The organism is Brachybacterium sp. HMSC06H03 (genome assembly GCF_001807385.1).
In the GTDB taxonomy this organism is placed as follows: Bacteria; Actinomycetota; Actinomycetes; order Actinomycetales; family Dermabacteraceae; genus Brachybacterium; species Brachybacterium conglomeratum.
Genome location: NZ_KV788921.1, coordinates 1 through 11152 on the forward strand (window position 1 = coordinate 1; position 11152 = coordinate 11152).

Genomic DNA, 11152 nt, shown 5'->3' on the forward strand with positions numbered 1-11152 from the left:
CCGACGGCGCGTCGGGCGCGAGCCGGGATCAGGCCCGCTCGCGGTCTGGAGCGCCGAGCCCGGTGACGGCCTCGACGATGGCGGAGAGGATGCCGATGATCACGCCGGCCAGCAGCGCCCACCAGAAGGTGTCGAACTCGAGGGTCAGGCCCACCAGCCCCGACACCCATCCGGCCAGCAGAAGCATCAGCGTGTTGATCACCAGCTGGAAAAGCCCCAGCGTCAGGCAGGTGATGGGGAAGGCCAGGAACGACAGCAGGGGCTTCACGATGGTGTTGATCAGCGCGAGGATCAGCGCGATCGCGCCGATCGTGAGCACCTGGCTCAGCAGGGTCGCCGAGTCGTCGCCCAGATGCATGCCGGGCAGGATCAGGGCCGTGACCCACAGCGCGAGGCCGGTGACGATGAGATGTCCGAGGAATCGCATGGGGCCATTGTCCTCGCCCTGCCTCGGCGGCGCATGGGGGAGAACCCCCCTGGTTCTCCCGGAGGAGCACTGCCACGGCGTCCGCATGCGACAGGACTCCGACGTGCGCACGCCCGAGGGCCGCGCCCTGCATCTCCACTCCCGCGGGGCGGGCCGTTCGTGGCCGCGGAGGACGCGGGCCACGTCATCGCCGCGACCGAGCCGGAGCTGATCGTGGGGAAGATCCGCCGCATGCTGGGGGAGTGAGCGGCGCCCCGGACGCCCCTGCTCGGTCCGCGGCGCCGGGCATACCCTGGCGACATGTCCGACCCCGCCGCCCGCCCCGACCAGCCCGCCGAGACGATCCGTCTGCGCCCCGCGCTCGAGTACCTGCCCGCCTACGTGGCCGGGAAGCCCGCGGCCGACGACGGGATCCATCGCTACAAGGTCTCCTCGAACGAGTCGCACCTGCCGCCGATCCCCTCGGTGCGCGATGCCGCGGTCGCCGCGATGGAGTCCTCGAACCGCTACCCCGACGCCTCCGCGCAGCAGCTGCGCGCCGCGCTGGGGCAGAAGCACGGCGTGGACCCGGCGCAGATCGCGCTGTCCACCGGCTCCGTCGCGGTCTCCGGCGATCTCGTGCGCGCGGTGGTCGGCGAGGGGGACGAGGTCGTCTTCGCCTGGCGCTCCTTCGAGGCGTACCCGATCCTCGTCGGCTCCCACGGCGGCACCCCCGTGCCCGTGCCGCTGACCGCGGCGGGCGAGCACGACCTCGAGGCGATGGCCGCGGCGGTCACCGAGCGCACCCGTCTGGTGCTGCTGTGCACCCCGAACAACCCCACCGGCCCCTCGCTGTCCACCGAGCAGGTCGAGGACTTCCTCGCCCTGGTCCCCGAGGATGTCGTCGTCGCGATCGACGAGGCCTACCGCGAGTTCCACGATCCCGCGACCGTGCTCGGCACCGCCGGGATCTTCCGCCGCCACGGCAACGTGGTGCTGCTGCGCACCTTCTCGAAGCTCCAAGGCCTGGCCGGGCTGCGCATCGGCTACGCCGTCGCCCATCCGCGGCTCGCCCGGGCGCTCGGCCAGGTCACCGTGCCCTTCGGTGCCGGGGCCCCCGCCCAGGCCGCGGCGCTCGCCTCGCTCGCCCCCGAGGCGGCCGAGGAGCTGGAGCACCGCGCGGAGCAGATCCGTTCCGAGCGCTCGCGAGTGATGGCCGCACTGCGCGAGCAGGGCTGGGAGCTGCCCGCGAGCCAGGGCAACTTCGTCTACTTCCCGCTCAGGGAGCGCTCGGGGGAGTTCGCCGAGTTCGCCGACGCACGCGGCCTCGTGCTGCGCGCCTACGGCACGGACGGGGTGCGCGCCACCATCGCGGAGGAGGAGGCGAACGACCGCCTGCTCGCCATCGCGGGGGAGTGGATCGCGGGCTGAGCCTCCACCGGGCGCGCGGGACCGGCCGCACGGCCCCCGGCAGGTCTGCCGGGCGGGCGGCGCCTCAGGCGTCGACAGGCTCCGGACGACGTGCCCGAACCACGGCCTGGACGCCAGATCCGTGGTCCGGACGATCACCGCGCCGAGCGGGACCATCGACACGGCGATCCCGAGAGAGCCGGCGCAGTCGGCGAGACGGGCCGGGCACCGGTGCCTCGCGAGGGGGTGCATGGCCACGAGCCGAGCACCGCCGCGACCCGGCGGCAAGGGGAGATCCGCGGTGACCAGCGGGTCACCGCACGAAGGCGTCGGCCTCCCCGGTCATCCCGATCTGCGCGGCGACGTAGTCGATGTCCTTGTCGCCGCGCCCGGAGAGGTTCCCCAGCAGGTGCGCCTCACGGCCCAACGTCGGCGCGATCCGGATCGCATGAGCGAGGGCATGGGCGGACTCGAGCGCGGGGATGATCCCCTCGGTGCGGCTGAGCAGGCGGAAGGCATCGAGCACCGCCTCGTCTCCCTCGCGCACGTACTCGACACGGCCCAGCTCCCGCAGATGCACGTGCTGCGGTCCGACGCCGGGGTAGTCCAGGCCCGAGGCGATCGAGTGGACCTCGCCGGGCTCGCCGTCCTCGTCCTGCAGGACGAGGGTCTCCATCCCGTGCAGCATGCCGGGGCGGCCGAAGGTCATCGTCGCGGCGTGGCGGCCCGGCTCGTCGCCCTGCCCGCCGTGCTCGACCCCGATCAGCCGCACCTCCTCGTCCTCGAGATAGGCGGCGAAGGCGCCGATCGCGTTCGAGCCGCCGCCCACGCAGGCGATGACCGCGCCCGGCAGGCGGCCGTGCGCGGCGAGGTGCTGGGCACGGGACTCGCGGCCGACGACGGACTGGAAGTCGCGCACCATGTCCGGGAAGGGCGCCGGGCCCACCACGGACCCGATCGCGAAGAGGTACCGCTCGGCATCCGCGGCGTAGACGTCGAAGGCGGAGTCGACCGCCTCCTTGAGGGTGGCCTGGCCAGTCTCCACCGCGACCACCTTCGCGCCCAGCAGGCGCATGCGCACCACGTTCGGGCGCTGCTTGGCGACGTCCACCGCGCCCATGTGGATCTCGCACTCCAGGCCGACGAGCGCCGCGGCGGTCGCGAGCGCGACCCCGTGCTGGCCGGCACCGGTCTCGGCGATCAGGGTGCGCTTGCCCATCCGCTTCGCCAGCAGCGCCTCGCCGATCGTGTGGTTGATCTTGTGGGCGCCGGTGTGGTTGAGGTCCTCGCGCTTGAGCAGGATCCGGGCCCCGCCGAGCTGGTCGGAGAGCCGGTCAGCGCTCGTGATCGCGGAGGGGCGGCCGACGACCTCGCGCAGCAGGCGCGAGTACTCCGCGAAGAACTCCTCGTCGTGCCGGGCCTCCTCGTAGGCGGCGGCGACCTCCGCCATCGGCTCCACGAGCGGCGGCGGCAGGATCGCGCCGCCGTGGTCGCCGAAGCGACCGCCGGTGTTCCCGGCGAAGGCGGGGGAGTCGGTGAGCGCCGCGGCCTCGGCGAGGGTGCGCGGGGCGGGAGCCCCGTCGACGGCGGGTGCGGCGGGTGCGGTGGTGCTGGTCATGGGAACCTCCGGTGATCGGGCCCGGACCGGGAGGCTCGCAGACACGAGAAGCCGCCCGGGTGGCGGGCGGCTTCGGTGTCAGCGCATGCGACAGGGGACCGCCCTCAGGCGGCCCACCGGCTGATCGTCGCGGCGCGCATGGCGGCACCATAGCCCAGCCCCGGCCGTGCTGCGCGGCACGGCCGGCCGGCGACCCAGGACCGGCCGACGGACGCCCCCGGTGATACGGGGGAGGGGCGGACATCACTACCGGCCCCGCGGTCGCCGCCGATAGTCTTGAGAGCGGTCGGGCCCCTGCCGCTGCGGGACGGGCGCCCGAGGCGTCCGGTCCGACTGCACGTCGCCCCGCACCTCCTCGCACGAAGGACCCCATGGCCGCCCCCGCCGCCCCTGTCCCCGCTCCCGCCCTCGGCGGCCCCCGCGCCTACGCGGTCTGGATCGCGGCGGTCACCGCCTATTCGATCGCCGTGCTGCAGCGCACCACGATGGGCGTCGCCGGGCTCGAGGCCGCGGACCGGTTCGGGGCCTCGGCGACCATCGTGTCGACCTTCGTGGTGCTCCAGCTCGGCGTCTACGCCCTCGCCCAGATCCCCGCCGGCGTGCTGCTGGACCGCTACGGCTCCCGCGTCACCCTCACCGTCGGCGCCGTGCTGATGGCGCTCGGCCAGGTGCTCATGTCCCAGACCGAGACCGTGGGCGTGGCGATGATCGCCCGCATCGTGCTCGGCGCGGGCGATGCGCTGACCTTCGCGAGCGCGATCCGGCTGGTCCCGGCCTGGTTCCCGCCCGGACGCGTGCCGCTGCTGACCCAGCTCACCGGCATCCTCGGCCAGGTCGGGCAGATCCTCTCCGCCGTCCCCTTCGTGGCCGTGCTGAGCGTGGCCGGCTGGACGCCCGCCTTCTCCTCCGCCGCGGCGCTCAGCGCGATCGCCGCCGTGCTGGTGCTGCTCGTCGTCCGCGCGACGCCGCCGGGGATGTCGCGTCCGACGGTGAAGCACGACCTCCGACGGATCCCCGTGGTGCTGGGGCGGATCGTGCGCCACCCCTCGACGCAGCTGGGCTTCTTCACCCACTTCACGGCCGGCTTCCCCGGCATCGCGTTCTCGATGATGTGGGGCTACCCGTATCTCACCGCGGGGGAGGGGCTCAGCCGCCCCGCCGCCTCCGCGGTGATGACCGTGCTGGTGGTCGTCGCGATCGTCGGCGGTCCGCTGATCGGTGCGCTCACCCAGCGGCACCCGCTGCGCCGCTCCACGCTGGTGCTGCTGATCGTCGCGACGATCCTGGTGCCGCTGCTCGCGCTCGTGCTGTGGCCGGGCAACGCCCCGATGTGGCTGCTGATCGTGCTGGTCTCCGGGTACTCCATCGGCGGCCCCGCCAGCTCCGTCGGCTTCGACTTCCCGCGCACGGACCTGGCCAAGCACCGCCTCGGCACCGCGACCGGCGCCGTGATCATGGGCGGCTTCATCGGCGCCCTCGTCGCGATCCTCCTGATCGGCGTGGTGCTGGACCTGCTGCGCCCCGACGGGGACTACGACCTGGCCTCCTTCCGCCTCGCCTTCGCCGTGCAGCTCCCGCTGCTCGCGATCGGGGCGGTCGGGATGCTGGTGACCCGTCGGAACCTGCGCCGACGGATGGCCGTGCAGGGCCGCGAGGTCCCGCCGTGGCGCGAGGTGTGGCGCTCGGGGCGCTGGCGCCAGCTCTGAGGAGCCCCTGTCCCGTCGGCCGCGGAGCCCGTCGGTCGGGCTCGGTCCGCTCCGCGGCCGCCGTCGGGGCCCTCGTCGGCCGGGCCGGGCTTGCCGCCGCCCCCGCCGTGCCGTAGCGTTCCTCCCAGTACTTACTTTCAAGGAGGAAATATGTCGTTCACGCTGGGCATCGTCGGGATCGGTCAGTTCGGATCCCACTTCGCGGAGCTCTTCGCCGCCCATCCCGACATCGACGCGCTCTACGCCGTCGACTCCGTCCCCGAGCGGATCGACGCCGTCGAGGCGCGCGGGGTCGCCTTCGCCGACCGGTTCGAGAACCTCGAGGAGCTGCTCGCCTCCGACGTCGACGCGGTCGCGATCTTCACCCAGCGCTGGACCCACGGACAGCACGCCCTGGCCGCCCTCCGTGCCGGCAAGCACGTCTACTCCGCGGTGCCGATGGCCATCGAGGAGGACGAGATCCGCCAGATCACCGAGGAGGTGCAGCGCACGGGGCTCGTGTACATGATGGGCGAGACCAGCCAGTACAACGCCGCTGTCGTCCTCGCCCGGCGCATCCACCGCTCCGGCGCGTTCGGCGAGGTGTTCTACGCCGAGGGCGACTACGTCCACGACATGGACCTCGGCTTCTACGACGCCTACAGGTACTCCGGCGGCGAGCAGTGGAAGTCCACCGCCTCCTACCCGCCCCTGCTCTACCCCACCCACTCCATCGGCGGGATCCTCGGCGTGCTGGGGGAGCGGCACGCCGTCTCCGTCTCGGCGCTCGGGCGCCCCGACACCCGCGGCGACGGGGTCTTCGACAGGGACGTCTCGATGTTCGGCAACGACGTCTCCAACGCCTTCGCCCTGTTCGGGATGGACAACGGCGGCGCCTTCCGCACGAACGAGCTGCGTCGCGTGGGCTACCCGAGCCACAAGCGCGAGTCCCGCTTCCGCTTCTTCGGCGAGGAGTCCAGCTTCGAGGAGACCATCGACGTCACCTATTGGCACGACAAGAAGCGCGTGCTGGACGTGACCGAGCTGATCGCCACCGGGTCGACCATGAGCCTGGACGACCCGCGCCTGGCGGACGTCTCCCCGGCCCTGCGCGACGCCTTCGTCGCCGGCGCCTCCCGCGCCCACCACCAGGAGCGCCTGCCCGAGGAGTTCCAGGGCCTGCCCAACGGGCACGAGGGCGCCCACCACTTCCTCGTCGACGACTTCGCCCGCGCCGTGGCCGACGGCTACCAGCCCGTGGTCAACGCGTGGCAGGCCGCCCGCTACACGCTGCCCGGCGTCATCGCCCACCAGTCGATGAACCGCGGCGGCGAGCGGCTCGAGATCCACGACCTCGGCGACTGCCCGCTGCCCGTGGTCGATCTCGACGCCGAGCAGGATCCGCTGGACCCGCAGGCGCTCGCCGCCGCGATCGAGGAGGCCTCCGCCGCCGTCCGCGTCTGACGGCCCGCGCCCGGACGTCAGCGCCGGGCCGCGCGCGTCCGACTGGCCGGTTCCGCCCGGCCGCACCCTGCTCGCCCCAGTCGATCGACGGAACGCTCCAGAGAAATGGTGCGGGACATCGAAGGACTGGGGCGTTGTGGCGTGTCCGGAGAGCGCCGCGGTGGTGCGGAGCGGCATGCCGGGCGCGTGATGGTGCGTCTCGCCCGGAGGGTGCTGCATGCCACGAGCGGTGCGATCGAGCCGTCGGGAGCTCGACGCGGAGCCGTGCCGATCTGTGACCTTCCGCGGTGTCCCGCGTCGCCGACGAAGTGGTAACTTCACTCACACATGACCGAGAAGTGAAGTTTTCTCACCGGTGGGTGGGAGCCGACGAAGGAGTCCCTCATGATCGCTCGACGACACGTCCTGGCCGCCGGTGCCGCAGGCTCGGCAGCCCTCGCCCTCGCCGCCTGCGGTGGGGACTCCGGAGGATCCGGCGGGGAGGGCAAGACCCTCACCTTCTGGCTGATGGAGGGCACCAACGCCTCCGCCGACGCCTACATCGAGGAGCTCAAGACCGCGTTCACCGAGACCACGGGTGCCACCCTCGACGTCCAGGTCCAGCCCTGGGACGGCGCGCACGACAAGTTCGTCACCGCCATGGCCGGCGGCACCGGCCCCGACGTCGCCGAGGTCGGCACCACCTGGGTGCCCGAGTTCGCCGACGCGGGCGGCATCGACGACCTCTCCGAGGACATCGAGGCCGCCGGCCTCGCCGACGGCCTCGTCGAGGGGCTCGTCGAGGCGGGCAGTCTCGACGGCGGGACCTACGGCATGCCCTGGTACGCGGGCGTCCGCTCGATCCTCGCCAACCGCGAGATGCTCGAGGCGGCCGGGGTCGCAGAGCAGCCCCAGAGCTGGGACGACCTGCTCACCATGATCACCGCGCTCAAGGAGCACGACCCGGACTGGATCCCCTTCCCGGTCGCCGGCGCCAGCATCTTCTCCGCCATGCCCTTCGTCTGGGGCGCCGGCGGCGAGATCGCCACGCAGGAGGGCGAGACCTGGACCGCGGCGATCAACAGCCCCGAGGCCGTCGAGGGCCTGACCTGGTACACCGACCTCGCGCTCAAGCACGGCGCCTCGACCTCCGCGGCAACCACCTGGCTGGAGACCGACTCGCTGGCCGCCTTCCTCCAGGAGACGGTGCCGATGTTCATCACCGGCTCCTGGGTGCCCGCCACCATCGAGGCCGAGAACCCCGAGCTCGCCGAGAAGCTCGTCGCCTTCACGATCCCGGCGAAGGACTCCCCGGTCGCGCCGTCCTTCCTCGGCGGCTCGCTGATGTGCCGCTTCACCGAGACCGCGGAGCCCGAGCTCGCCTTCGAGCTCATCAAGCTCGTCACCACGGGCGACTTCGCCACCCGCTGGGCCGAGGAGACCAACTACTTCCCCGGCACCACCGCGGCGCTGGACGAGGTGGTCGCCGGCGGCGACGAGCTCACCAAGGTCTTCGCCACCCAGATGACCGAGGGCGGCAAGTCCGTGCCCGTCACCCCGGCCTGGGGCAAGATCGAGGGCGCCAAGACGCTCGGCACGATGATCTCCTCCGTCCTGGACGGCACCTCGGCCCAGGACGCGGCCGACACCGCCGCCGAGGAGATGGACGGCTTCTTCTCCGAATGAGCACCGCCGCACCCGATCTCCGCGACCGGCAGGACGGAGCAGCGCCGCTCGAGCGCCGCGCCGTCCCGCCGGGCCGCCGCCTGCGCCGCGGCCTCGCCCCCTGGCTCCTGCTCGCCCCCGCCCTGATCGTGCTGGGCGTGCTGCTGCTGTGGCCGATGGTGCGCGTGCTGAACCTGTCCCTGCAGGACTACGAGCTGAAGAACCTCCTGCGCGGGGACAGCAACTACGTGGGGCTGGGCAACTACGTCCAGGTCCTCACCGACCCGTTCCTGTGGCAGATCGTGCTGCCCAACACGGTCGGGTTCGCGATCGTGTGCGTCGTGCTGACCATGGCCGTCGGCGCCGTGGTGGCGCTGTTCCTGAACACGCTGGGCACCGCCTGGCGGTCGATCTGCACCACCGCGATCATGGTCGCCTGGGCGGTGCCGGCGCTGACCGGCACCTACATCTTCGTCTGGCTCTTCGACCCCCAGTCCGGGCTCGTGATCTCGGCCCTCGACGGGCTGGGGCTGATGGAGGCCGGCAGCGTCAACTGGTTCACGAACCGGTGGAGCTTCTACGCGATCGCGACGCTGAACGTCGTCTACCACGGCTTCCCGTTCATCGCCGTGACGATGCTCGCCGGGCTCACCACCGTGCCGCACGAGCTGTACGAGGCGGCGGCGCTGGACGGCGCGAGCGCCTGGACCCGCTTCTGGCAGGTCACCGTGCCCACCCTGCGCCCGATCATCGCGGTGTGCGTGATCCTCTCGACGATCTGGGACTTCAAGGTGTTCGTCCAGATCTTCCTGATGCCCGGAGGCGACGGCTCCACCCGCGAGGTCATGAACCTCGGAGTCTGGTCGTACACGCAGTCCTTCGCCCAGGGCGAGTACGGGATGGGCTCCACCATCGCGGTGCTGCTGACCGCGCTGCTGATGGTGATCTCCGTGGTCTACATCCGCACCCTGATGAAGGAGGAGGAGCTGTGAACCGTCGGACCCCCGCCACCACCGCGGCCCGGGCGATCGGCGTCGTCGTGCTGCTGGCGCTGACCCTCTTCCCCTTCTACTGGATGCTCTCCACCGCCGTGGACACCAGCCCGCTCTCCCGCGGGGCGGCCCTGCTGCCCAGCGGCCTCACCCTTGAGCACTTCGAGCACGTGCTGGTCGACGCCGGGTTCCTGCGCTACGTGCGGGTCTCCCTGGTCGTCGCCCTGGGCACCGTCGTGCTCTCGGGCGCGGTGGCGCTGCTGGCCGCCGTCGCGGTCGCCCGCTTCCGCTTCCGGCTGCGCACCCAGGTGCTGGTGATGGTCCTGATGGTGCAGATGGTGCCGCTCGAGGCGCTCGTGATCCCGCTGTTCCTGCAGGCGCGGACCCTCGGCATGCTCAACTCGCTGCTGGGCCTGACCATCGTCTACCTCGGCTTCTCCCTCGCCTTCGCGATCTGGAACCTGCGCGGCTTCGTCGCCGCGGTGCCGCGCGAGCTCGAGGAGGCGGCCTACGTGGACGGGGCGAGCTGGTGGCGGATGTTTCGCTCGATCCTGCTGCCGCTGGTCGCCCCGGGCCTGGTGGCGACCTCGGTGTTCTCCTTCATCACCGCCTGGAACGAGTTCATCTTCGCGCTCACCTTCATGCAGGACGGCTCGAAGTACACCGTGGGCGTGGGGCTGCGGACCTTCTTCACCCAGAACACCGCCGACTGGGGCTCGGTGATGGCCGCCTCGACGATCATCGCCCTGCCGGTGGTGCTCTTCTTCGTGCTCGTCCAGCGGAACCTCGCCAAGGGCATCACCGCCGGCGCCGTGAAGGGCTGAGGCATGACCAGCATCCCCTCCCGGCCGGGCGCCGCGGCGCCCCGGGCCCGCCACGACGCCGACGTGCTCGGCGTGCTGATGGCCCCCTTCACCGGCACCGAGGTGCCCGCCTGGCTCGACGGGGCGCTCGAGGCGGGTCTCGCCTCCGTGATCCTCTTCGGGCACAACACCCCCGATCCCGCGACGGCGCGGGAGCTCTCCCGCGCCGTCCACGCCCGGTCCGAGGACTGCGTCGTCGCGATCGACGAGGAGGGCGGGGACGTCACCAGGCTGCAGGCGCGGACCGGCTCGTCCCTGCCCACGGCCTGGGCGCTCGGAGAGGCCGACGACCCCGAGCTCACCCGGGACGCCGGGCGCGCCCTCGGCGACCTCCTCGCCGCCTGCGACATCGACCTGGACCTCGCCCCGGTGCTCGACGTCTCCACCGATCCCGCGAACCCCGTGATCGGCACCCGCGCCTACGGCGACGAGCCCGACCGGGTCGCCCTGCACGCCCGCGCCTTCGCGACCGGGCTGATCGACGCCGGGATCGGCACCTGCGCGAAGCACTTCCCCGGTCACGGCGCGACCGCCACCGACTCCCACACCGCTCTGCCGCGGATCGACCTCGGCCCGGCGCAGTTCGTGGCCGAGCACCTCGCACCCTGGCGGATCGCGCCCTGGCTCGACGCCGTGATGACCGCGCACGTGCTGGTCCCCGCGCTCGGGGAGGGGCCCGCCTCGATCACGCCCTGGTCCCGGCCGCTGCTGGACCGCGCCGTCGGCGGCACCTTCCACGGCCTGGTCATCACCGACGCGCTCGACATGGCCGCCGTCGCCGAGGACCCCGGGTACGGGGAGGCGGCGGTCCGGGCCCTCGAGGCGGGCGCGGACCTGCTGTGCCTGGGGACCTCGCTGCGCCGGGACGACGAGCAGATGCTTCGGGAGGCCCATGACGCGATCCTCGCCGCGGTCGAGTCGGGACGGATCCCGCGCAGAGCGCTGCACGAGCGCGCCGAGCGCACCCGGGAGCGGCTGTGCAGCCTGCGCACCCGGCGCCGCTTCGTCCCGGCCCCCGAGCTCGAGGACGCCCTCGCGCGCGGGGAGGCCCTCGGCGCGGAGGCGGCCGC

General features: G+C 72.6%; 9 protein-coding genes. 7 read left to right on the plus strand and 2 right to left on the minus strand.

The genetic code is table 11. The annotated features are described in order from the left end of the window. Positions 1-28: 28 nt before the first annotated feature. Positions 29-427, minus strand: coding sequence for a phage holin family protein (locus tag HMPREF3159_RS13700; protein WP_070501680.1), 399 nt, complete (start codon positions 425-427; stop codon positions 29-31). A gap of 300 nt (positions 428-727) precedes the next feature. On the opposite strand from HMPREF3159_RS13700, the gene HMPREF3159_RS13705 reads away from it, so the two are divergent. Next, on the plus strand, positions 728-1837 hold the full coding sequence (locus HMPREF3159_RS13705; protein ID WP_070501682.1) for a histidinol-phosphate transaminase: 1110 nt from the start codon (positions 728-730) through the stop codon (positions 1835-1837). Between the two features lie 292 nt (positions 1838-2129). On the opposite strand, the gene trpB is transcribed toward HMPREF3159_RS13705, so the two are convergent. After that, positions 2130-3434 (minus strand): tryptophan synthase subunit beta, encoded by a 1305-nt coding sequence (gene trpB / locus HMPREF3159_RS13710; RefSeq protein WP_070501684.1) that lies wholly within the window; start codon positions 3432-3434, stop codon positions 2130-2132. Positions 3435-3805: 371 nt separating this feature from the next. Here trpB and HMPREF3159_RS13715 point away from each other — a divergent pair, with 371 nt between their 5' ends. The 6 genes from HMPREF3159_RS13715 to HMPREF3159_RS13740 form a co-directional block, all read left to right on the plus strand. Continuing rightward, the gene (locus HMPREF3159_RS13715) at positions 3806-5140 is read left to right on the plus strand and encodes an MFS transporter (protein WP_070501686.1); all 1335 of its coding nucleotides are present in this window, start codon (positions 3806-3808) and stop codon (positions 5138-5140) included. Positions 5141-5290: 150 nt separating this feature from the next. Then, positions 5291-6583, plus strand: coding sequence for a Gfo/Idh/MocA family protein (locus tag HMPREF3159_RS13720; protein WP_070501688.1), 1293 nt, complete (start codon positions 5291-5293; stop codon positions 6581-6583). A 384-nt stretch (positions 6584-6967) separates the two neighbouring features. Next, positions 6968-8248: a sugar ABC transporter substrate-binding protein gene (locus HMPREF3159_RS13725; RefSeq protein WP_070501690.1), complete on the plus strand. Its 1281-nt coding sequence runs from the start codon at positions 6968-6970 to the stop codon at positions 8246-8248. After that, entirely contained in the window at positions 8245-9219 is a 975-nt protein-coding gene (locus HMPREF3159_RS13730) for a carbohydrate ABC transporter permease (protein ID WP_070501691.1), read from the plus strand. Before HMPREF3159_RS13725 ends, HMPREF3159_RS13730 begins: the two co-directional genes overlap by 4 nt. Continuing rightward, positions 9216-10043 (plus strand): carbohydrate ABC transporter permease, encoded by an 828-nt coding sequence (locus HMPREF3159_RS13735; protein ID WP_070501692.1) that lies wholly within the window; start codon positions 9216-9218, stop codon positions 10041-10043. Before HMPREF3159_RS13730 ends, HMPREF3159_RS13735 begins: the two co-directional genes overlap by 4 nt. Before the next feature lie 3 nt (positions 10044-10046). Next, the coding region (locus HMPREF3159_RS13740) for a glycoside hydrolase family 3 N-terminal domain-containing protein (RefSeq protein WP_070501694.1) at positions 10047-11152 on the plus strand (1106 nt) is incomplete at its 3' end.